At 61.6% G+C, this 21,188-nt stretch carries 19 protein-coding genes; 8 read left to right on the top strand and 11 right to left on the bottom strand.

Features of this window, described 5'->3' with window-relative positions; all coding sequences use genetic code 11:
- Window positions 1-61: 61 nt before the first annotated feature.
- Window positions 62-286, bottom strand: coding sequence for a hypervirulence associated TUDOR domain-containing protein (locus H8B14_RS07895; RefSeq protein WP_187315069.1), 225 nt, complete (start codon window positions 284-286; stop codon window positions 62-64).
- Between the two features lie 320 nt (window positions 287-606).
- Here H8B14_RS07895 and H8B14_RS07900 point away from each other — a divergent pair, with 320 nt between their 5' ends.
- The 6 genes from H8B14_RS07900 to H8B14_RS07920 all read left to right on the top strand — a co-directional run bounded on the left by H8B14_RS07900 (window position 607) and on the right by H8B14_RS07920 (window position 7,454).
- Window positions 607-2,445 carry an ATP-binding protein gene (locus H8B14_RS07900; RefSeq protein ID WP_187315070.1) on the top strand — a complete coding sequence of 613 codons (1,839 nt, stop codon included), beginning with the start codon at window positions 607-609 and terminating at the stop codon, window positions 2,443-2,445.
- Between the two features lie 137 nt (window positions 2,446-2,582).
- A complete protein-coding gene (locus tag H8B14_RS07905; protein WP_187315071.1) occupies window positions 2,583-3,263 on the top strand; it encodes a response regulator in 681 nt (226 codons plus the stop codon).
- A 469-nt stretch (window positions 3,264-3,732) separates the two neighbouring features.
- Window positions 3,733-3,855, top strand: coding sequence for a hypothetical protein (locus H8B14_RS21055; RefSeq protein WP_261989933.1), 123 nt, complete (start codon window positions 3,733-3,735; stop codon window positions 3,853-3,855).
- Window positions 3,856-3,987: 132 nt separating this feature from the next.
- Window positions 3,988-6,039 carry an RICIN domain-containing protein gene (locus H8B14_RS07910; RefSeq protein WP_187315072.1) on the top strand — a complete coding sequence of 684 codons (2,052 nt, stop codon included), beginning with the start codon at window positions 3,988-3,990 and terminating at the stop codon, window positions 6,037-6,039.
- Window positions 6,040-6,136: 97 nt separating this feature from the next.
- Window positions 6,137-7,048 (top strand): DUF6929 family protein, encoded by a 912-nt coding sequence (locus tag H8B14_RS07915; RefSeq protein WP_187315073.1) that lies wholly within the window; start codon window positions 6,137-6,139, stop codon window positions 7,046-7,048.
- A 127-nt stretch (window positions 7,049-7,175) separates the two neighbouring features.
- Window positions 7,176-7,454: a hypothetical protein gene (locus H8B14_RS07920; RefSeq protein WP_187315074.1), complete on the top strand. Its 279-nt coding sequence runs from the start codon at window positions 7,176-7,178 to the stop codon at window positions 7,452-7,454.
- Window positions 7,455-7,591: 137 nt separating this feature from the next.
- Here H8B14_RS07920 and H8B14_RS07925 read toward each other — a convergent pair whose 3' ends face one another.
- The 7 genes from H8B14_RS07925 to H8B14_RS07955 all read right to left on the bottom strand — a co-directional run bounded on the left by H8B14_RS07925 (window position 7,592) and on the right by H8B14_RS07955 (window position 14,490).
- Window positions 7,592-8,662 carry a hypothetical protein gene (locus H8B14_RS07925; protein ID WP_187315075.1) on the bottom strand — a complete coding sequence of 357 codons (1,071 nt, stop codon included), beginning with the start codon at window positions 8,660-8,662 and terminating at the stop codon, window positions 7,592-7,594.
- A 71-nt stretch (window positions 8,663-8,733) separates the two neighbouring features.
- The gene (locus tag H8B14_RS07930) at window positions 8,734-10,374 is read right to left on the bottom strand and encodes an FAD-dependent oxidoreductase (RefSeq protein ID WP_187315076.1); all 1,641 of its coding nucleotides are present in this window, start codon (window positions 10,372-10,374) and stop codon (window positions 8,734-8,736) included.
- Window positions 10,375-10,637: 263 nt separating this feature from the next.
- On the bottom strand, window positions 10,638-12,200 hold the full coding sequence (locus H8B14_RS07935) for a polyamine aminopropyltransferase (RefSeq protein ID WP_187315077.1): 1,563 nt from the start codon (window positions 12,198-12,200) through the stop codon (window positions 10,638-10,640).
- Window positions 12,193-12,408, bottom strand: coding sequence for a DUF350 domain-containing protein (locus tag H8B14_RS07940; protein ID WP_187315078.1), 216 nt, complete (start codon window positions 12,406-12,408; stop codon window positions 12,193-12,195). The genes H8B14_RS07935 and H8B14_RS07940 overlap by 8 nt, the downstream gene beginning before the upstream one ends.
- 172 nt (window positions 12,409-12,580) lie before the next feature.
- Window positions 12,581-12,763 carry a hypothetical protein gene (locus H8B14_RS07945; RefSeq protein WP_187315079.1) on the bottom strand — a complete coding sequence of 61 codons (183 nt, stop codon included), beginning with the start codon at window positions 12,761-12,763 and terminating at the stop codon, window positions 12,581-12,583.
- A 12-nt stretch (window positions 12,764-12,775) separates the two neighbouring features.
- Window positions 12,776-14,140, bottom strand: coding sequence for a DUF4178 domain-containing protein (locus H8B14_RS07950; protein WP_187315080.1), 1,365 nt, complete (start codon window positions 14,138-14,140; stop codon window positions 12,776-12,778).
- Window positions 14,137-14,490, bottom strand: a complete 354-nt coding sequence (locus H8B14_RS07955) for an S-adenosylmethionine decarboxylase family protein (protein ID WP_187315081.1) — start codon at window positions 14,488-14,490, stop codon at window positions 14,137-14,139. The genes H8B14_RS07950 and H8B14_RS07955 overlap by 4 nt, the downstream gene beginning before the upstream one ends.
- A gap of 320 nt (window positions 14,491-14,810) precedes the next feature.
- Here H8B14_RS07955 and aspA point away from each other — a divergent pair, with 320 nt between their 5' ends.
- Window positions 14,811-16,220: an aspartate ammonia-lyase gene (gene aspA, locus H8B14_RS07960; RefSeq protein ID WP_187315082.1), complete on the top strand. Its 1,410-nt coding sequence runs from the start codon at window positions 14,811-14,813 to the stop codon at window positions 16,218-16,220.
- Window positions 16,221-16,386: 166 nt separating this feature from the next.
- Here the strand turns inward: aspA and H8B14_RS07965 are convergent, their stop codons facing one another.
- On the bottom strand, window positions 16,387-16,935 hold the full coding sequence (locus tag H8B14_RS07965) for a GNAT family N-acetyltransferase (RefSeq protein WP_187315083.1): 549 nt from the start codon (window positions 16,933-16,935) through the stop codon (window positions 16,387-16,389).
- A gap of 266 nt (window positions 16,936-17,201) precedes the next feature.
- Here H8B14_RS07965 and H8B14_RS07970 point away from each other — a divergent pair, with 266 nt between their 5' ends.
- Window positions 17,202-18,323: an aldose epimerase family protein gene (locus tag H8B14_RS07970; protein WP_187315084.1), complete on the top strand. Its 1,122-nt coding sequence runs from the start codon at window positions 17,202-17,204 to the stop codon at window positions 18,321-18,323.
- On the opposite strand, the gene H8B14_RS07975 is transcribed toward H8B14_RS07970, so the two are convergent.
- Window positions 18,320-19,348, bottom strand: coding sequence for a LacI family DNA-binding transcriptional regulator (locus H8B14_RS07975; RefSeq protein ID WP_187315085.1), 1,029 nt, complete (start codon window positions 19,346-19,348; stop codon window positions 18,320-18,322). The two genes, H8B14_RS07970 and H8B14_RS07975, sit on opposite strands and share 4 nt — an antisense overlap.
- A gap of 88 nt (window positions 19,349-19,436) precedes the next feature.
- On the bottom strand, window positions 19,437-21,149 hold the full coding sequence (locus H8B14_RS07980; protein WP_187315086.1) for a sodium:solute symporter family transporter: 1,713 nt from the start codon (window positions 21,147-21,149) through the stop codon (window positions 19,437-19,439).
- Window positions 21,150-21,188: the final 39 nt, after the last annotated feature.

Consider the following 21,188-nt stretch of genomic DNA (forward strand, 5'->3'; position numbering starts at 1 on the left):
AAAAAGCCCTGCCAGATACACCTGGCAGGGCTTTTTTATGTGGTCTATATTGTGGCAGATACTACTTGTCGGCGCTGGCTGAGGCGGCTTTCACCTCACTTTGCAGCTTCAGCACCCGGTCGCCGTTGTCCTGCACAATCACGAAAGCCGGATTGTCTGGGGTGCCGTTGCGGGTGATGTCGGCGCCCTTCAGCTTACGCGTGACGCTTTCTTTGTGCGTTTCTTCGATTTTGCCGGTGGCCGTGCCGGTGCCGTATTTCCAGGTTACTGTGGTGCCTTTACGCATGGTGGGGCAGATGCAGAGGTGAGAACAGATGAGCAGGCGCAACACCGTAGCGGCCTCGCCTGCTGCTTTGTACTGAGGAAAAAGGGGGAATGTTGCCGGGCAGGTTTTTGCTTTTATCTTGAAAGTTGTATATATACTCTGTAATGCAGTGCCTTGCGCGGGCTTTCACGGCTACGCATGGCTTTGCGGAAGTAGCAGCCAAGGGTGTAAACGGCACATCTGGCTTACCTGACAGGTTACGAATTGCTGGCTATTATCCGGACGCCCGCTTGGTGAGCGGCGGCGGAAGAAGCCATTGTAGTAAGCTCGCCTACACTGCTATGCGCGAATCATTCATTGTAATTTGGCTTTTGTGTAGCAGCGCCGCCATCAGCATGGCCGCCCGGCAGCCCAGCGCCCGCGCCGACAGCCTGCTTCGCTTGCTGGCCACCAGCCGCCTCGACACCACCCGGGTGCAGCTGCTTACACTGCTGGCCTGGGACCGAACCGACGACGACCCGTTGGCGGCCGTTCGCTACGGCCGCCAAAGTTTGCGTCTGGCCCGGCAACTCAACTTTCAAACCGGCGAGTGCCGCGCGCTGCTCATGCTGGGGTGGGCTTTTCTGCGAAGCGGCAACTACCCCACGGCCGTACAAACGCAGCTGCAGGCGCGGCATCTGGCCGAAGCCATTCCGTACGCAGGCGGCATTATCCATGCTGATAACGCGCTGGGCTATGCCTACGCCGAGCAGGGCCGCTACCACTCGGCGCTGCGCTACTACCGCCAGGCTATTGCCTTGGCCCGGCAGCGCCACGATAATGTGTTGCTGACTCCTATTCTGGGCAATGTGGGACAGGCTTATCTGGAGCTTGGGCAACTGGATTCGGCGTGGCACTACACCTGGCAGGGGTACCGCTACGACCTGCGCTACCACGACCGGCACAGCGAAATCGGTGACCTATCCTTGCTAGGCGACATTGCCGCCCGGCGCGGGGCAACACAGCAGGCCCGGCGCTACTATCTGCACTCCATTGCCCGGTCGGAAGGGATGCCGGTATCCTATGCGCTGTGCCGCTCCTACCTGGGGCTGGCCCGCCTGGCGCAGGCCCAGCAACCCAACCAGATGCTGGTTTATGCGCGGCAGGCCCTGCTGGCCAGCCAGCAGGGACGCTACGCCAAAGGCGTATTCGAGGCCAGTGGCTACCTGGCCCAGCTGATGGCTGTCCGCCGCGACAGCGCCCAGGCGTACCGGTTTCTGCTGATGGCCGCCGCCACGCGCGATAGTCTCTTCAGCCATAGCCGCCAGGTGCAGGTGCAGGCCCTGGATTTCAGTGAATATCTGCGGCAGCAGGCCCTGGCCGAGCAGCGCAGCCAGGCGGCAGCGGCGCGCCGACAGTATTGGATATGGGGGGCGCTGCTGCTGCTGGCGGGGGGTATCGGTGGTGGCTACCTGCTGCTGAACCGGCGCCGGCTGCAGCAGCAGGTAGCGTTTGCGCAGGAACGCCAGCAGCTGGAACGACTGCGGGCCGAGCAAGTGCTGGCGGCCGAGGAGCAGGAGCGAAGGCGCATCGGGGCAGACCTGCACGATGGGTTGGGCCAGCTACTGAGTGTGGTAAAGCTTAACCTGGGAGCCCTGCGCAATGAGCTGGAGCCTATCCTCAGAAAAAGCCAGCGGCAGCAGTTCAAGGCGGCCCTGGACATCGTAGACGAGTCGGTGCGGGAAGTCCGGGGTATCTCGCACAACCTGGCGCCCTACGTGCTCATTAGGCGGGGGCTGGCGGAGGCTGTGCGCAGCTTCCTCGACAAAATAGAATGCGTGAGCCGGTTTCAGATTCATTTCGAGGCGCCGGATCTGGAAGATCGGCTGGAGCCGGCAATAGAAGTGGCCTTGTTTCGGATGGTGCAGGAACTGGTGCAGAACATTCTCAAGCACGCCCAGGCCACCAGCTTCTCCGTGCAGCTTATCCGCCAGCCGCAACAGCTGACGGTGTTGATAGAAGACAACGGAGTGGGATTTTGCCCCGCCAAGCAGGCCAGCCAGCCCGATGCCGGTATGGGGTTGCGCAATATTCAGTCCCGCGTAGCTTATCTGGCGGGTTCCATGTACGTTGACTCCCGCCCTGGCCATGGCACCAGCATCACCGTGGAAGTTCCGCTTGGCAAGGCAGACGCTGGTTAGGCAGCCCTGACAGCAACTGACAGCTGGATAACACAAGCGGAATATTGTATCTTCCTAGGCCTGACTGCTTACGGCCGAAAATGGCCTGCCTGCCCGTTAGGGTGCGGCTGTGCCACGAGCCTGATTTTATTCTGGTCATGAACGAACCGCTACCTTCACCACCCAGCATTTATGTGCTGCTGGCCGATGACCATCAACTGGTCATAGAAGGCATTAAAACGCTGCTGCGCCAGGAGCACGATATCCGGGTGGTAGCTCAGGCAACCAATGGCCCCGACGCCCTCCGCTGCCTGCACGACCATCCCGAAATAAGTGTGGCCATCGTCGACCTGAACATGCCGCACATGAGTGGCGTGGAACTTACCCGGCTCATTCAGGGCCGCCACCCCACTGTGCGGGTGCTGGCCCTGAGCATGTGCCACGACCTGGCTTCCGTGACGGAAGTGCTGGAGGCCGGTGGGGTAGGCTATCTGCTGAAAAACACCAGCAAGGCAGAATTGAGCGAAGCCATTCGTTCGGTGGCGGCGGGCAGTACCTTCTTCAGTCCTGAAGTGGGCGCCATGCTGCTGCAGAATATGCAGGCTCCCAAAAATGGCCGATCCTCAGGTGCCGAAGACCGCCCGGTAGTATTGACCAACCGCGAGAAAGAGATTTTGCAGCTCATTGCCCGCGAATATTCCAACCACCACATTGCGGCAGAGCTTTTCATCAGTGAGCGAACCGTAGAAACGCACCGCAAAAATATTCTCACCAAAACAGGCTCCAAGTCGGTGGTTGGCCTGATACAGTATGCCCTGCGCCACAAGCTGATCAGCTAGCCTACGTGCAGTGCCCTCAGAGCCGGATTGTTTCGTGTAGCCACGAGACGAGCCGGCTTTTTGCTGTGTACACTGCACTACTGCACGCTATTAGGCTCTTATCCTAAAACGGGAAGCTCTCGGCCTGAATACTCTATTTGGAGCCTGTAGAATGACTTTATTGGCGACATATGTCCGTGCTGGCACGGATAGAGGCATGCGGATTAATACGGAGGAACATATACGGGAAAACAGGTATTTACATTTTTTTAATAAAAAATATACCTTAGCATCGTTCAATTGAATGGGAATATCTTTACATTTGAAACGATGATCAGAAACCGGGCCCATAGTCTCTGCATCATGTTTTATTGTTCTGCTTTCATGTCTCCGCACGTAGAAAACTAACCTTCGCACCATGGCCTCAAAGATTCTCTCCTTCATCTGTCACGTTCCTGGTATGATGCCCGGAATCTACCCTTCCACTTCTATGCCTACCATCCCGAAGCCCGAGCGCAAAGCCGAGCAAAAGCCTCAGAGCAGCGGCCACTTCACCGCCATCTACGAAAACGACCGGTTTGTTCGGTTCAAGTATATCCACAACGCCCAGTAATCGCGCCGAGCCAGCGCCCGTCGCTTGCTATGAACGCGCCGCGCCTCTCGCAAGAGGGGGGCGGCGTGCTGCTTTTCGGCGGCCGGAGGGTTTTGCCCTAACTTGCGGGCCCTACCTTCCGTTCTGTTGCCCATGAGTCAGTTGTCGTTGCGTTTCTCCCTGGTTGCTTTTTTGATTGCGTGGCTGAGTGCCGGCCCGCTTCGGGCCCAGTACACCGAAACGGCCCCCGAGGAAAACGCCTGGTATGGCATCGTGGCCCGCAGCAGCGGCCGCTCCCTCGATGTCAGCAAGGGCACCCAGGACCCCGGCGCGGCCGTGGTGCAGTGGGAGTTCACGCACCCCAACAGCCAGCAATGGCGCTTTGTACGGGTGGCGGCCGGCAGCGAGTATTACCGCATTGAGGCGCGCCACAGCGGCAAATGCCTTACCGTGGACAAGCCCGACGAAAACGCCCCCATTGTGCAGCGGCCGTGGTCGGGTAGCTTTTATCAGCAGTGGAAGCTGGTGCCCGGCGGCCCCATTGGCAGCGTGCAGCTGGTGGTGCGCGGCAACGAGAAGTGCGCCGCCATTGCCAATTCCGACAAGTTTAATGGCACGCCGGTGGTAGTGCAGCGCCCCCAGAACCGCGCCACCCAGCAGTGGCGCCTGTTTAAGCTGCGCCTCAACGTGGATGCCTCACAGCCCGGCTACGGTACGCCGGAGCCGGTAGCGGCCCTGAACACGCCCGCCAACGAGCTGCACCCTGTGCTGGCGCCCGATGGCAAGACGCTGTACTTTGCCCGCACCCGCTTTGCTGGCAATACCGAAGGCAACACCGAATCCGGCGACGCCTGGGTGAGTACTTCCGCTGACGAGGGCCGCACCTGGAGCCCGGCCACCCGCCTCGATGCCCTCAACACGCCCCAACACAATGGCGTGATGGCCGTGGTGGGGGCGCAAGGCAACCAGCTGCTGGTGCGCGGCACGTATGAGCGCGACAACAGCTTCCGCGACGAAAGTGCCTCGCTGGTGGCCCGCAGCCTGGACAAAGGCGACCGGCCTTCGCCGCTGGAAATCTCTAACTACTACTCCACCGGCCCGGCCACGTCGTTTTTCATGTCGCCCGACCAGAAGGTGCTGCTGCTTTCCCTGGAGCGCAGCGACTCGCAGGGTGCCAACGACCTGTATGTGAGCCAGCCTGCCGCCGATGGCATCTGGAGTGAGCCCCGCAGCCTGGGCAGCGGCATCAACTCGCCGGGCTTCGAGTTTGCGCCCTGGCTGGCGCCCGACGGCAAAACCCTCTATTTCAGCTCGTATGGCCACGCCGGATTTGGTAGTTCCGACATTTTTGTAAGTACCCGCCTCGACGACTCCTGGACGCGCTGGAGCGAGCCGCGCAACCTCGGCACACCCCTCAACGGCCCCGGCTTCGATGCGTACTTCTCGCTCACACCCGACGGCAAGCAAGCATATTACGCCTCGGCCCGCACACCCAACGGCCCTGCCGACCTCTACCGCACGGCTGCGGGCGTGCCACCGGTTGTTGCTCCCGTAGATTCCACGGCGCCGGTGGTTGCCGTGACGCCGCCCGCTGCCGCGCCCCGCACCTTGCTGACTGGCCGCGTGCTGAACGCCAAAACCCGCGAGCTGCTGGCGGCCGAGGTGAAGGTAATCCGGCTCGACAACGACATTGCCTTCAATGCCACGGGCCGCAGCGCAGCGGGCAGCGGCGCGTTTCAGTTGACGTTGCCGCCCGGCCGCTACCGGCTGGCGGCCACTAGCCCCGGCTTCCTCACGGCCACCGATACGGTGCGCATGACCGGCTCGCGCACCATCGATTTGCTGCTGGTGCCGGCCGCCGTGGGCTCCAGCCTGGAGCTCCCGACCCTGATTTTTGCGCAGGGCAAATACACCATGCTGCCTGCTTCCTACGCCGAGCTCAACCGCCTGGCTCGCACTCTGGCCGATAACCCCACGGTCAATATTCGGTTGGAAGGCCACACCGACAACCAGGGCAACGCCGACCTCAACCAGAAGCTGTCCGAGGATCGGGTGGCCGAGGTGCGCCGCTACCTGATTACGCGCGGCGTGCCTGAGCGGCGCCTCAGTGTCATTGGGTACGGCGGCAGCAAGCCCCGCGCCAGCAACGATAAAGAGGAAACCCGCCGCCTCAACCGCCGCGTAGAATTTACGATTGTGAAGTAAGCTGGATGAGTGGATTGTTGGGTTGGTGGATTGACAGCTGACCGGAAAACCAACTGCCACGCTATTCCACCAACTCACCATTCTATCAACCTACCAGATGCGCGCTACCATCCTTCGCCAGCTCGACCTGCTCAACCTGCCTTCCGCGTCGGGGGTGGAAATAGTGGGTGGCACTGTGTACGTTATCGGCGACGACTCGCCGTTTCTGTATCAGTTTGACGCCGCGGAGCTGCAGCCTGGCCAGCGCCTTACGCTGTTTGATACGGCGCACTTCAGCACCGGCCGCATTGCCAAAAGCCTCAAGCCCGACCTGGAATGCCTGACAGCCCTCACCGACCCACGCACCCACGAAACGGGCTTGCTGGCGTTTGGCTCGGGTGCTACTTCGGCGCGGGAAGGCGGCTTCTGGGTGCCGCTGGCCGGTGCGCAGGCAGCCAGCACGGTGTATCCGGTGAGTCTGGCAGGGCTGTACGGGCGGCTGCGCGAGCTACTGCCGGCGGGCGTTACGCTCAACCTGGAAGCTGCCGCCGCCAACGCCACCAACCTGCTGTTGTTTCAGCGCACGGTGGGCGCCGCAGCCGGCAACCTGCTGTTTCAACTGCCGCTGGCGGCAGTGCTGGACTACCTGCACCACCGCACGCCCCACCTGCCGCCCGTACAGGCCACGCACGTTGTACTGCCAACCATCGAAGGCCTCCCAGCCGGCTTTTCGGGCGGCACGTTCTTCGAGGAGCTGCTGTTCGTGACGGCCTCGGTGGAAGACACCCAGGACGCCGTGCTGGACGGCGCCGTGCTGGGCAGCTTCGTGGGGCTGCTGGATGCACGGCAGCCGGGCGCCAAACCGGCCGCTTTCGTGCAATTGGTGCTGCCCGATGGCCAGCCTTACCGCGGCAAGGTGGAAAGCGTAGCCGTACGCCGCCGCCTCAGCTCCGGCCGCTACGAGCTGTTGCTCGTCACCGACGACGACAAAGGCGGTTCCACGGCTGTATTGGTGGATTTTCAGGCTTAAGGCAAGGGCGTTTTAGTGCAAAAGAGAGGGGCGGTAATTTATCTGAGGGATAATGGTTTAACGGGAATTCCCGGACGCAGAATGGTGTTAAAACCAAGCGCCATTTTTCTCCTGAAATTTCTGCCCGATGATTGTCTTCAACACCCGTTTTCTGTACCCCGTGAGTGCCGTCCAGCTGCAGGAGCAGCAGGGGATTTTGCCCAGAGAATTTCTGCAAACCGTGGAGGCGCTACGTCCTTTTTTAGAAAAGGAAAAAGCCTACGGCGACGTCTGCGCCACCAATGTTACCTCGCCCCGGGGCCGCAATCTGGTGGTGTACTACCGCAAGTTGTACGCAACTGACAGCGGCTTTGTGATAGAAATCCTGGACGCGGAAGTGGTGCAGCCGCTGGCTCAGGTGGCGTAATTTTCTGCTGCCTTATAGCTGTCATTCTGAGTAGCACGAAGAATCTTATTACGCTTGGATACCTGTTCAATGCAGTTGTTCAGGCGCGTTGAGGTCCTTCGCGCTGCTCAGGATGACAGTTGTGTTTATAACTGGTTCTACGCGCCGCGCTTCCAGATAAAGCCGTCCAGCACATAGTGCGTGGCCTGGGGCAGCGCCAGCAGCGGCACTAGCAGCGTGAGGCCCAAGGAGCCTGACACGGCCGGCAGCTGCTGAAACCAGCCGAATACTGCGGGGTGCTCGCGCCATACCAGCCCATCCCAGAGGCCTTCTTCCAGTAGCGCCAGCCCAACCAGCACGCCCATAAACAAGGCCACGCCGTAGCGGCCGTGCCACCAGGTGTGGGCCGCCGGCGCGGTAGCTGGGGCCGGCTCACTGGCCGCCCACACCAGCGCCAGGTACGGAATGCCGTGCGCCACCACGTTGAGCAGCGTGAAAGCCAGGTCGCCGTTGAAGAGCACGATACCGACATACCAGGAGGCGGCCGTACCGAGCAGCAGCAGGTTGCGGGGCCAGTTGAAAGACCCACTGCGGCGCCACAGCCACAGCTCTTTGGCGGCGTACGTTGTCAGCAGCACCAAGTACAATACAGTCAGCAGTCGACGACCGGCCGGCCAGTCGGTTTGCACGAAGTCATTGGGTACAAACCAGTTGAAGTTGCGTCCCGGCGCCAGGTGCCACCACAGCAGCGGGTAGAGCGTAGCTGCGTAAATGAGCACGGCATCAAGCTGGCGGGCAGCGGGCGGGACGGTTTCGTGGCGGGCGTAGAGGCGCAGGAAGCCGTATTGCTGGCGCACGAAGTGAAACACCGCCGCGTAGGCCAGCACCCGCCAAAACCACAGCGAGCCGCCCAACCCATGCAGCGCCACGCCAGCCGCGTAGCAACCCAACGGCACCGCCCACAGCAGCGTGCGGAACCGTTGCCGCCGCGCCCGGTCGAAGTAGGTGCGGAAAAGGGTGCTATACACGTGGGCCACGTCCACCAGCACTACCAGCGCCACCCAGGCCCACACTGGCATCTGGGCGGTGGTGCGGGCCGCAGCCGGCAGTGCCGCCACTGCCGCCAGCGCCAGAAACGGCGGCCCCAGAATCCAGAGCCCATCAAACGCCGCGGAGCGAATCCAGGGCTGGCGGCGGGGCGCAACGACAGGCGGTGACAGTACGGGCATGGCGGCAGAAAACCAGAAGGTGACCGAAAATACGGCTTTTTGAACAGGCTGGTGGGTGGAAGTCGGCGGGGCTAACTGGCCGCCAGTACCTCCCCGGCGGCGCGCAGCCCCTGGTAGAAGCCTTCCTCGAAAATGGACATGCCGCTCAGGTCAGTGTGGGCGAAAAACAGCTTCTGCTGCCAGGATTGGGCGGCGGCCGGCCGGGCCGGGCCCCACACGAAGCCGGGCGTGGGCGCCACCATGCCGTGGCCCCACACCCACACGTCGGCGCGCTGCACCAAAGGCGTGAGGCCGGGGTGGGCGGTTTCCAGCTCGGTGAGGGCGCGGCGCACCCATTCGTCGTAGCTGGTTTGGTAGGCCTGGCGGCGGGCCACAATGGGGTCGGCGGCGGGCAGCGGCAGGTACCAGGTGAGCACCAGCGGCTCGGGGCCGGGCTGGCGCAGCTCCTGGTGGCGGGCACTCACGTAGCCTACCGAATCGGTGCCGTAGAGCACGTTGTCCCAGCTAAGCGGCTGGCCGGGGCCCTGCGGCAGCTCCGCTACGGTTAGGTTCACGACCACCCACGGCGCCCGGTGGCAGGGCAGGGCGCGGTGCGCGGCGGCGGGCAGCGTGGTCAGCAGCCGCTCGGTGATGAACAGCGGCGTGGCCATGATGACGCGGCGCGCCTGTACGCGGGTGCTGCGGTGCTGTACCACGTCGTAGCAATCCACGGCCAGGCCCTCGGCGGTATCATGCAGGGCGTAGGCGACGGTGTTGGGCAGGATGGGGGAGGAGGCCTGGCGGCGCAGCTGCTCGGCCAGAAAGCCGTTGCCTTCGGGCCAGGTCAGCACATCGGCGGCAGTGGCGTTGTGGGCGCGGCCTTTGCGCGCCGCAAAGTAGTGCAAGCCTGCCCACGCCGATACCTGAGTGGTGGTAGCGCCGTAGTCGTCCTGGCAGCTGTAGTTGAGATACCAGCGCAGGTGCGGGCTGGTGAAGCCCTGCGCATCCAGATAGGCGTCAAAAGTTTGCTCATCGAGGCGTAGGAACTGTGGGTCGCGGGAGCATTCCTGCACCGGAATCCGGAAGGCGTCGCGCCCATCCTGCCCGACGGCCTGGCGCAGCTCTTCAATCAACTGAAAGAAGCGGGCAATCTGCTGTTTTTCCTCGGCGGGCACGCCCAATTCCGGCACCAGCCCGTTTTGCCACTGCCCGCGCAGGTAAAGGCGCTCTTCGGGGTCGTGGCAGAGATGGTACTCGTTGTAGATGGGCAAGCCGGAAGCCGGGTCAAGGCCGGTAATGACGCCGGCTTGCTGCAGAAACCCCAATAGCGCGTGGTTGCGTGGGTCGGGTACGGGCAGGTAGTGGGCGCCCCAGGGGTAGGCGGCGCTGGCGTTGCGGCCGGCGCGGGAGTTGCCGCCGGGCTGTTCGTCCAGCTCTACCAGCAGCACCTGCTCGGGGCGCATGCCTTGGCGCTGTAGCTCGCGCCGTGCCGCCAGGCCGGCAATGCCGCCGCCCACAATCAGCACTTCCACGGTTTGGGTACGGGTAGGCGCGGGCAGACGAGCCGGGGCGCGCAAAAGGTGGCCGGTGGCGTGGTTGGCGCCGTGCAGACTGCCCCGAATATGGCTGCGCCCGGTGCCCGGCGCGCAGGAATGCAGCCCCGCCAGCGGCGCCAGCAGCAGCCCCGCTCCACTTAGCGCGGCTCGTTGCAGAAAGTGTCGGCGGGAAGTCATTTGTTTAGGGCTTAGGGAATAGGGCCTGGGGCTTAGGCACGGGGTAGAGATGCAATAGTTGAAGGTTCTACGTTGCTGAGGTTAACCGTTTTGTGTCGTTGGTGCTGAGGTAGGCCGTTCTGTGCCACCGTTACTAAAGTATGTCTTCCTATATCGTTATTGCTGAGGTAGGTCGTTCTGTGCCGCCGTTCAACGACGAGACTACAACCATTACGTCTCTGCCCTGCGCCTAGGCCCCAGGCGCTATTCCCCAAGCCTTAAACTCAATGCGTGTATGGCCCCCAGTCTTCCTCAAAATAGCGGACTAGGGCTTGGTTGTTGAGCTGGTTGATGTCGGTGGGGATTTCGGCCATGTCGGGCGGGAAGTCCAGCATCTGGCGGATGGTGACGGGCGTGACGTAGCGCAGGTTGCGCGGCAATGGGCCGGCGTCGGGGCGCCAGTGGGCGTTTTCGCCGGCCAGTACGTAGCCCCACTCCCCAAATGAGGGCACGTAGCAATGGTAGGGCGTGGTGTGAAAGCCGGCCGCCTGCAGCGTGTGCGCAATGCACCAAAACGACTGCCGCGCCACGTAGGGTGAGGTGCTTTGCACCACAATCTTGCCGCCCGGCGCCAGCAGCCGGTGTAGCTCCTGATAAAACGCCGCCGAGTACAGCTTGCCGATAGAGTAGTTGGCTGGGTCCGGGAAGTCGATGATCAGGCAGTCGTAGCGGGTGGTATCCTGGCGCACCCACTGGTAGGCGTCGCCGTTGATGACCTCAACGCGCGGCGAAAAAAAGGCGCGCTTGTTGAGGGCCGTCAAGAGTGGGTTCTGGCGAAACAGCTGGGTCATGCCCGCGTCCAGGTCCACGAGGCGGATGCGTAGCTGCGGGTACTTGAGCAGCTCGCGCACCGCCAGGCCGTCGCCGCCGCCCAGCACCAGCACGCGGCGCGCCCGGGGCAGCGCCTGCATGGCGGGGTGCACCAGGGCCTCGTGGTAGCGGTACTCGTCCTGGGAGCTGAACTGCAGGTTGCCGTTCAGAAATAGGCGCAGCTCGCGCTGGTTTTTGGTGAGTACGATGCGCTGGTACTGGGTGCTTTTGGCGTAAATCACTTGATCCTGGAACGCCAGGGTTTCAGTGTAGCGCTGGATGCGGCCGGCATAAGCGAACGTGAAAGCCAGCGCCAGCAGCGCCACGCCCATCAGGGTGGCGAAGCCGCGGCGGTAGGGGCGGGTTTCGGGGAAGCGGTACAGCGCCACGGCGGCCACCACCACGTTCAGGGTGCCAAATAGCAGCGACGTACGCATCAGCCCCAGCTGCGGCACCAGCACCAGCGGAAAAATCAAAGACGCCAGCAGCGCCCCGATGTAGTCGACGGTGAACACGCGCGACACCAAGTCCTTGAACTCGTAGCGGTTTTCCAGAATCCGCATCAGCAGCGGAATCTCCAGCCCCACCAGAATGCCCGTGAGGCCTACCAGCGCGTACAGAATCAGCCGGAACGAGGCCACATACTCGAACAGCACGAACAGCAGCGGCGCCGAAAAGCCGCCGACCAGCCCCACCAGAATTTCCAGCCGGATAAACCACTTCAGCAGCGGCCCGCCCAGGTACCTCGACAGCCACGAGCCCACGCCCATCGAAAACAGGTAGGCCCCAATGATGGTGGAAAACTGCGTGACTGAGTCGCCGAGCAGATAGGAGGCCAGCGTGCCCGCAATCAGCTCGTAAATCAGCCCGCAGGTGGCAATCACGAACACCGAGCCCAGCAGCAGCACCGACTGCGCCTCCTGCCGCGCCGTGCCGCGCCGCACCGATCCGGGCGCTTCGGCAGTGGCGTTACCCATGAATGGCCGAGCTGATAATCAACGCTACGGCAATCATAAACGCTGCGCCCAGAATGGCCAGAGCCGTGTTGTGCTCTTCCACAATCTCCTTCCAGAGCATGCGCGGCGAGAGTTTTTCGATGACAACAAACGACAGCACCAGAATCAGAATGCCCAATACTGAATAGATAACGGACGCGGCAATGAGCTTGAAGTTGAGGTATTCCATGAATCGAGGTGATGAAGTGATGGAGTGATGGGGTAAGAAGGACCGTCATGCTGAGCTTGTCGAAGCATCTCTACCGCTTCGTTGCAATGCTGTTAGTTGCACTGCCGGTTGATTAGCCAGAGGTAGAGATGCTTCGGCTTCGCTCAGCATGACGGTCTGTGAAGCCCAGACGCTACTTATGATAAAACCGGGCGTGGCCGCTGCGCGAGCCGGTGGTGCGGCTGCCTTCGGGGTTTTCGTTGTCGTCGCCGAGCAGGCGCACGCCATTCAGGCCGGCCCACAGAAATACGCCGTAAATCAGCAGCGCCACAGCCGCGTAGTAGCGGATGGCAAGCAGGGAGCGGATAAAGTCCATGGCAGTAGGGCGTTAGGAGTTGTCGGTGGGGCCATAGTTGCTGTTCAGCCAGCGCGTCGCCTCGTGGGAGTAGCGCCGCCAGTATTGCACGGCCGGATACAGCGCCAGCAGCAGCAGCGCCAGTATGCCATTGGATTGCAGCGGCGTATGCTGGCTGGCGGTGAGGCGTAGCGGCAAATCCATACCGTTTTCCGTGACGGGGTAGAGCGTGAGGTGGTAGCGGCCCGATGGAATATTAGCCAGCGTGGCGTCTTCGTCTTTGCTGCCTTCCTGCCAGCTTTCACCGCCCTCCACGCCAGTATAGAACTCCAGACTTTTGGTGAATTCGTAGCTCTGGCCGGTACGTTCGTTCACCAGCGTCACGGGCACTTCCAGCCACTGGTTGTGGAGCGTCGTCGATTCCAGCTCGAACTGCAGCGCGGCCGGGCCCGTCACCTCAAACGGCTTTGATACCAGCACCGTGTTGCTGCCCGCCGCCATTGCCTCGGTGGCGGCCGGACTCACTTCGCCGCCCGGCGACGCCCGGCCCGTGGAAAACTCTTCACGCAGCAGTTGCTTTTCGGGCTTGATGAACAGCAGTGCCAGTTGGGTCAGCACTACCAACAGCATCATCAGCAAGCTAAACGTGCGCAGCGTTGGCCAGGTAGTTTGGGCCGGGGCGGGCTGCACGGCACCCACGCCGCTGCGGTACGGCAGCGAGTCGCGCGCCACGCCGAAAGCTGCAGCTATTTCATCGGGCTCCAGATGTTCGCCCTTATACCACTTCGCCGGGCCTTTGCCAGGGTCTCTTTCGCGCACCAGCATGTGGGGCGGCGCAATGTATTCGGTGATGGTGAGCTTCTGGTCTGCCCGAAAGTCCCAGTCGAACTCGCCGGCCGCGTACAATACTCTCGGCTGATAGCTGTTGTAGATGTGGTAGTCGTCCTCCACCTCATCAATGTACGCGCCGCGGCCGGTAGCGTGGCCGATGACGCGGTAGTCGCGGCCAGCGGGTTCCAGCAGCAGCCAGTGGCCCTCGTACACGGCCAGCTGGCAGTAGGCGCCCGTCTGATCGTGGCGCAGCATATATTCCTGCCACTGATAGGCGGCGTGTTTTTCGCGGCGCAGCTGGAAGCCCAGCACCCGGTAGGGCTGGCCCCGCAAGGTGCCCGTCGTGCCGAGCGGTAGCACAATAGGCAGCGTGGACTCGCCCTCGAACTTGCCCAGAATCTGAGGCTTTTTGGTGAGGTCGTGCGTTTCAAAGTACGTGAGGCACTTCGGGCAGACGAAAAAGGCGCTGTTGAGCTGGTCGAAGTAGGGCACGCTGTGCTGGCAGCGCGGGCACGGCAGCTGGGCCGGAGCCGGAGCAGCAACAGAGGCGGTAGTGGTTTCGCTCATCGGCGCACTTCCGTTTTGGTGATTTCAATGCCTTCAAAAAATACCAGCGTGGCGGCATATAGCTGCCGGGCGCGGTCGGCGTTGTCGCGCTGGTAGTTGCTCAGAAACACGTCGAAGGTAGCGCGGCCGTACTCGGGCCAGGTGTGGACACTCAGGTGCGACTCGGTGAGGGCCAGCACGGCCGTGAACGAGTTGTTCGGGAATTGGTGGTAGGCGGCGCCCACCTCCTGCAAACCCAGCGCCGCCACCTGCGTCTCGAAAAAGCGGCGGCAGGCATCCATATCGGTAAGAGGGCCGGCGGTGGCCGCAAACGTGGCCAGTACGTGCAGGCCCGGAGAATAGTCAGACATAGAGCATAGTGCGGCCAGGATGGCCGGGCGCCCCGCGTGGTGGCGGCCGGCTGACAGGCAATATTACATAGATGGCTCCCAACCGCCCAAGGCCCGCGCCGTATTTGTGGGGCCTGCCGTTCCGGTCCGACGGCTTTTTCAGCCGTCCGACCGGTTGTCGCCTGCTGATGTTGTTTATGTCCGGTAAGTGTTGTGCCGATGGCGCGACCTTCAACCGGTCGGACGGCTGAAAAAGCCGTCCGACCGGGACGGGCAGCGGCGCGTTCCACTACCTTTCGGCCTTCAAACTCCACCACCCATCCCCCACATTCTCCTTTCTTATGCAGCAGAACTTCCGGCTTGAGCACGATTTCCTGGGCGAGCGTGAAATTCCCGCCACCGCCTACTACGGCATCCAGACGCTGCGGGCCCTCGAAAACTTCCACATCACGGGCATTCCGCTGCGGGTGGAGCCGCTGTTTGTGCAGGCATTGGCCTTCGTGAAGAAAGCCGCCGCCCTCACCAACCGCGACCTGGGCGTGCTGCCCGCCCCCATCGCCAACGCCATTGCCCAGGCCTGCGACCGGGTAGCCACCGGCGAGTTCGATGGCGAGTTCCTGACCGACATGATTCAGGGCGGGGCCGGCACTTCCGTGAACATGAACGCCAACGAGGTAATTGCCAACGTGGCGCTCGAAATCATGGGCCACGAGAAAGGCCAGTACGAGTTCTGCCACCCCAACAACCACGTCAACTGCTCCCAAAGCACCAACGACGCCTACCCGACGGCCTTCCGCATTGCGCTCAGCAACAAACTGATAGGCTACAGCGCTGTGCTCGGTGAGCTGGCTGAAGCCTTTGCCAGCAAGGGCACCGAGTTCCGCGACATCCTGAAAATGGGCCGCACCCAGCTTCAGGATGCCGTGCCAATGAGCATGGGCGACGAGTTCCGCGCCTTCGCCACCAACCTGCGCGAAGAGCTGTTGCGCATCGAGGATTCGCGCCGGCTGATTTCGGAAATTAACATGGGCGCCACCGCCATCGGCACCCGCGTGAATGCGCCCGACGGCTACGCTGAGCTGGTAACCGAGCATCTGCGCACCATCACCGGCCTCGACCTGAGCCTCGCCGGCGACCTGATTGAAGCTACCTATGATACCGGCGCCTACGTGCAGCTCTCGGGCGTGCTAAAGCGCACCGCCGTGAAGCTGAGCAAGATCTGCAACGACTTACGCCTGCTGTCCTCAGGCCCGCGCTGCGGCATCAACGAAATCAACCTGCCGGCGCTGCAGCCCGGCTCCAGCATCATGCCCGGCAAAGTGAACCCCGTAGTGCCCGAGGTGGTGAACCAGACGGCGTTCTACGTCATCGGGGCCGACCTCACGGTGACTATGGCTGCCGAAGCCGGCCAGCTGCAGCTCAACGTCATGGAGCCGGTTATTAGCTTCGCGCTCTTCACCAGCATCAGCTACATGACCAACGCCTGCCGCACCCTGCGCGAGAAGTGCGTGGTGGGCATTACGGCCAATAAGGAGCACGCCGAAAACTTGGTGCGCAACAGCATCGGTATCGTCACGCAGCTTAACCCCGTGCTGGGCTACGAGGCCTCGGCCGAAATTGCTAAAGAGGCCCTCAAAACCGGCAAATCCGTCCACACCATTGCCGTAACCGAGCGGCAGCTGCTCACCCAGGAGAAGTGGGACGAAATCTTCACGTTCGAAAACCTCATTCGGCCGGGCTTTATTCGGTAGTTGTGTTATGAGGTGATGAGAGGTTGCAAGAAAAGAACGTCATTCCGAGCCTGCGAGGAATCTCGCGTGCTGACGTTGGAACGACCAGAGTTACCACGCTGGCGAGATGCTTCGGCTGCACCTCTGCATGACGTTCTTAGGTTGTCACCTGTTACTTGTCACCTCATTACCTCGCAACTCGCTCCAGCAGCACGATAGGCGCGTCGTGGTAAATGGGGCGCGCTATTTCCTGATAGCCAAATTTGGCGGCCAGCGCCAGCGAGGCCACGTTTTCGGGGTCGATGATGCAGACGGTGGGGGAGTTGCCGAAGTGTGCATCGCCCCAGGCTACGATGGCGGCTACGGCTTCGGTGCCGTAGCCGCCGCGGTGCAGGCGCGGGGCCAGCACCCAGCCGGCTTCGGGCACGCCGGCTATGGAAGGCGTCAGGTCGCGGTGCAGCTCCGCAAAGCCTACGGCTCCGCTGAAGCGGCCGGTAGCTTTTTCCTCCACAGCCCAGTAGCCGTAGCCCAGCCACGACCAATGCCCCCGGTGGCATAGCATGCGCCGCCACACGTCCTCAGCCGAATGCGGCTTACCCCCCAGGAAGCGGTAAAATGCCGGGTCCTGATGTAAGGCGGCAAACTCCACTGCATCTTCGGGGCGGAAGCTGCGCAGCAGCAAGCGGTCCGTAGACAGCGTCGGGATGGTTTCGGTAGGAGGCAGGGGAAGCGGCATACAACGTGTCAGTGGGTGAGGCGGGAAGATAAGCGAGGCTACCGAAGATGCCATGTCCGGCCGTCTGGCCCAATAGGTTTCCGGCAACATCTGGCACACCAAATGATGCCGGAAGCTTGGCTGACGTTACTTTTACGCAAACGATTGCACTCGCAGGCCTAGCAAGCTTTGGCTATGCAGTTTGGTCTGTTAGCTTCCGGCAGTCGTATTCAATCTGCAGCTTGTGCCACCAGCACGTACTTGTATTTCCTGTTTATCTGTTTCTGATGTCTGGTTCGTCTACTTCCGTATCCACTGCCGCAAACCTCAGTTCTTCAGAAGCCATTGTGGCAGCTGATTTTGGCCGTACGGCTGATGGTGTTTTAACTCAGCTTTACACGTTGCGCAATGCGCAGGGGTTGCAGGTGAGTATCACCAGTTACGGCGGCACCATCACGCAGCTACTTGTTCCCGATAAAGCCGGAACGCTGAGCGACATCGTGCTGGGCTTCGACCATCTGGATGGCTACCAAAGTCCGACTTACACCAAGGCAGGGCCTTATTTCGGGGCGTTGATTGGGCGCTACGGCAACCGCATTGCCGGCGGGCGTTTTCAGCTCAACGGCCACAAGTACTCACTGGCTGCCAACAACAACGGCAACGCCCTGCACGGCGGTGTCCACGGTTTCGACAAAGTAGTGTGGCAGGCCGAGCCCGGCGTCAGCGCGGAAGGCCCAACGCTGCGGCTGCGCTACCGAAGCCCGGATGGTGAGGAAGGGTACCCCGGCAATCTGGATGTGACAGTGGTCTACACGCTCACCCACGATAACACCCTGCGCATCGAGTACTCAGCCACCACCGACCAGCCCACCCCGGTCAACCTCACCAACCACACCTACTTCAACCTGGCCCTGGGTAGCAGCGCCGACGTGCTGAGCCACGAAATCCAGCTGGCTGCCGACCGCTACACGGTAGTAGGCGAAAACCAGATTCCGACCGGAGAGTTGCGGCCCGTGGCCGGTACGCCGTTCGATTTCACCACGCCGCAACCCATCGGCAGCCGGATTGCGCAGGTGCCGGGCGGCTACGACCACAATTGGGTGCTGCGGCCGGCCACAAAGCTGCGTAGCGCGGCTTCGGTGTATGAGCCCACCACCGGCCGGACGCTGGATGTGGAAACCACCGAGCCGGGCGTGCAGTTCTATACCGGCAATTTCCTGGATGGCTCCTTAACCGGTAAAGCGGGCATAGTGTATGGCAAGCATGCTGGCTTTTGCCTGGAAACGCAGCATTTCCCTGATTCGCCCAACCAGCCAGCCTTCCCAAACACTATTCTGGAGCCCGGCCAAACGCTTGCTTCCACCACCGTCTACCGTTTCGGGGTACGCTCGGCAGAGCAAGAGGCCTAGCGCCGTTCCGACGATTCGCGCGTGAGCAGTTGGGGCGGCAGCACCACGCGGCGGGCCTGAAACCTGGCGGCTCCCACTGCCAGAATCTCCAGAAACAGTCGCACTGTTTCCTGGCCCATCTGCTCGCAGCGCTGGTCCACGGAAGTCAGGCGGGGCTCGGTGAAGGAGGTGAAGATTTCGTTGCTGAAACCGGCCAGCAGCATATCCTGCGGCACTCGCAGCCCATGCGCCTTGAGCGTTTGCAGCGCCCCCACCAATGAAAAGTCGCTGGCCGAAAACAGGCCATCGGGGCGCTGCTCGGGGGGCAGGGCCAGGAGCTGCTCCATGCCGGCCGTGCCGTCGGCCAGTGTCATATCGGAGGTGATGATGAGAGCTTCGTCTTCGGGTAGGCCGTAAGTGCGCAGCGCGGCCAGGTAGCCCAGGCGGCGGTTGCGGTAGATGTTCAGGTGCTGCGGCCCCGCAAAATGGGCAATGCGGCGGCAGCCCTGCTCGATGAGGTGCGTAGTAACCTGGTAAGCGCCCTGGTAGTCATCGAGCACCACGGCATTCACGTTGGGCGTCTCCAGCATCCGGTCGAAAAAAACCAGCGGCAAGCCCCGCTGACGTACTTTTTCGAAGTGGCGCGTATCGTGGGTGGTGCGCGACAACGACACCAGAATGCCCTCTACCTGCGCGTTAATCAGCGTGTCGATGTTGCTCTTTTCCTGCTCCACGTCCTCGTTCGACTGGCAGATCATCACCCGGAAACCGGCCTTGCTAGCCACCGTTTCGATGCCGTGCACCACCGACGCGAAAAAGGTGCCTTCGATATGGGGCACCAGCACGCCCAGCAGCTTGCTGCGCCCGGTACGCAGGCTGGCGGCCAGGTGATTAGGATGATAATTGAGCTCCTGTGCCAGTTCCTGCACCCGTTGTTTGGTGGCAGTGCTGATGGTGGTATGGTCGTTGAGCGCCCGCGAAACAGTGGAAGGCGACAAATTCAGCGCCTTGGCCAGATCGGCAATGGAAGCGCGGTGGTTCTGCACGAGTAAGCGGAGAAAAAAGGGATGTTGGGAAACCCGGGCGGCTACCCCAAGGTGCTGCAAATATAGCGCCCTTGGGGCAGCCAAGTGCTTACCAGAATTTCACGTACAGCGCCGAAATCAGCAGCAGAATCACGGTGATGAGAGCCAGCTGCCGTGGGGCCACCCGGAACATGCCCTTATCCAGGTGCAGCGCTTTGGGGTTGACGGCCGGACCGGCCAGGCTGATAACGCCCATCAGCGCCACAGTCAGGAAAAACGACCAGCCCATGCTCACCAGAAACGGCACCTCAAACACCCCTTTGGCGTTGCGAAAAGCCGTGTAAAAGATGGTTTCGGGGCCCAGCAAGCGTGGGGCGAAGTCGTTGAAGAACAACGAGAAGCCAAAGCCGCCCAGCATGCCGGCTACGGCTGCCGTAGCCGTGGTACGCTGCCAGAACATGCCTAGCAGGAACACTGCCACGATGCCGGGCGAAATGTAGCCGGTGTACTTCTGCACGAACGTGAAGCCGCCGTTGCCGCCCACGCCCAGCAAATCTTCCCAGGTGAAGCCGATAGCCAGCACCATGGCCAGCAGCACCGTCAGGCGCCCTACCCATACCAGTTTGGCTTCCGACGCCTGCGGATTGAGGTAGCGCCGGTAAATGTCGAGAGTGAAAATGGTGGAAATGGAGTTAGCCTTGCCAGCCAGCGAGGCCACAATGGCCGCCGTGAGAGCCGCCAGTGAAAGTCCTTTCAGACCGTTGGGTAGAAACGTGAGGATGGCCGAATAAGCGTTGTCGGGGTTGACGCCGGTCCCGCCGGCACTCATTTCAGCCTGTAGGCTGCCGTTCTGGTGCAGCACGTAAGCCGCAATACCGGGCAGTACCACCACCAGCGGCATAATCAGCTTCAGCAACGCCGCGAACAGAATGCCGGTGCGGGCCGTGTTGAGGTTGGCGCCCAACGCGCGCTGCGTGATGTACTGGTTGCAGCCCCAGTAGTTGAGGTTGGCCACCCATTGCCCGCCGGTGTACATCACCAAGCCCGGCAGCGCCAGGTATTTGCTCACGTATTCCTGCGACGAATTGGGCGTGGGCTTAGCGAAAATCATGTGGAAATGGTCGTCGGCGGAGTGCAGCAGCGTCTGGAAACCGGCAATGGCGCTGTGGCCCAACCCGAACTTCTCGCTCACCAGTGTGAGGGCCAGGTAGCTGGTAGCCAACCCGCCCAGCAGCAATACGGCCACCTGAATTACGTCGGTGTAGCCCACCACCTTCATGCCGCCCAGCGTAATAAACAAGGCAAATACGGCCAGCCCCACCAGAATCAGGTGGAAGCTGCCGCCGCCGGCGCTGCCTACCAGGTTGTTGATGGCCAGCGCGCCCAGATACAGAATCACGGTGAGATTGACGGCCACATACAGAAACAGCCAGAAGATACTCATAATCAGGCTTAGCGTGGCGTTGTAGCGCTGCTCCAAGAACTGCGGCATCGTGTAGATTTTCTGCCGTAGGTAGATGGGCATGAAAAACACGGCCACAAACACCAGCACAATAGCCGCGACCCACTCGTAGGCTGCTACCGCCAAGCCCTGCGTGAAGCCCGCCCCAGACGTGCCAATGAACTGCTCGGCCGAGATGTTAGAGGCAATCATGCTGGCCCCGATGGCCCACCAGGTTAGTGAGCCTTCCGCCAGGAAATAGTCTTTTGAATCCAGCTCCTTGGACTGCTTGCGCTTATAGATATAGTACCCGTAGCCCGAAACTCCCAGCAGATAAAACAGGAATACCAGTAAGTCAAAAGTCGTCAGGCCGTTGCGCATTGCAGGAAAAGGTGGGAAGGAAAAGGAGAGAAAAAGGAT

It is taken from the genome of Hymenobacter puniceus, assembly GCF_014333525.1.
Classification (GTDB): Bacteria; Bacteroidota; Bacteroidia; order Cytophagales; family Hymenobacteraceae; genus Hymenobacter.

Coding starts and splice junctions, on each gene's coding strand:
- H8B14_RS07895 (WP_187315069.1), bottom strand. CDS start 286: ATGCGTAAAGGCACCACAGTAACCTGGAAATACGGCACCGGCACGGCC.
- H8B14_RS07900 (WP_187315070.1), top strand. CDS start 607: ATGCGCGAATCATTCATTGTAATTTGGCTTTTGTGTAGCAGCGCCGCC.
- H8B14_RS07905 (WP_187315071.1), top strand. CDS start 2,583: ATGAACGAACCGCTACCTTCACCACCCAGCATTTATGTGCTGCTGGCC.
- H8B14_RS21055 (WP_261989933.1), top strand. CDS start 3,733: ATGCCTACCATCCCGAAGCCCGAGCGCAAAGCCGAGCAAAAGCCTCAG.
- H8B14_RS07910 (WP_187315072.1), top strand. CDS start 3,988: ATGAGTCAGTTGTCGTTGCGTTTCTCCCTGGTTGCTTTTTTGATTGCG.
- H8B14_RS07915 (WP_187315073.1), top strand. CDS start 6,137: ATGCGCGCTACCATCCTTCGCCAGCTCGACCTGCTCAACCTGCCTTCC.
- H8B14_RS07920 (WP_187315074.1), top strand. CDS start 7,176: ATGATTGTCTTCAACACCCGTTTTCTGTACCCCGTGAGTGCCGTCCAG.
- H8B14_RS07925 (WP_187315075.1), bottom strand. CDS start 8,662: ATGCCCGTACTGTCACCGCCTGTCGTTGCGCCCCGCCGCCAGCCCTGG.
- H8B14_RS07930 (WP_187315076.1), bottom strand. CDS start 10,374: ATGACTTCCCGCCGACACTTTCTGCAACGAGCCGCGCTAAGTGGAGCG.
- H8B14_RS07935 (WP_187315077.1), bottom strand. CDS start 12,200: ATGGGTAACGCCACTGCCGAAGCGCCCGGATCGGTGCGGCGCGGCACG.
- H8B14_RS07940 (WP_187315078.1), bottom strand. CDS start 12,408: ATGGAATACCTCAACTTCAAGCTCATTGCCGCGTCCGTTATCTATTCA.
- H8B14_RS07945 (WP_187315079.1), bottom strand. CDS start 12,763: ATGGACTTTATCCGCTCCCTGCTTGCCATCCGCTACTACGCGGCTGTG.
- H8B14_RS07950 (WP_187315080.1), bottom strand. CDS start 14,140: ATGAGCGAAACCACTACCGCCTCTGTTGCTGCTCCGGCTCCGGCCCAG.
- H8B14_RS07955 (WP_187315081.1), bottom strand. CDS start 14,490: ATGTCTGACTATTCTCCGGGCCTGCACGTACTGGCCACGTTTGCGGCC.
- aspA (WP_187315082.1), top strand. CDS start 14,811: ATGCAGCAGAACTTCCGGCTTGAGCACGATTTCCTGGGCGAGCGTGAA.
- H8B14_RS07965 (WP_187315083.1), bottom strand. CDS start 16,935: ATGCCGCTTCCCCTGCCTCCTACCGAAACCATCCCGACGCTGTCTACG.
- H8B14_RS07970 (WP_187315084.1), top strand. CDS start 17,202: ATGTCTGGTTCGTCTACTTCCGTATCCACTGCCGCAAACCTCAGTTCT.
- H8B14_RS07980 (WP_187315086.1), bottom strand. CDS start 21,149: ATGCGCAACGGCCTGACGACTTTTGACTTACTGGTATTCCTGTTTTAT.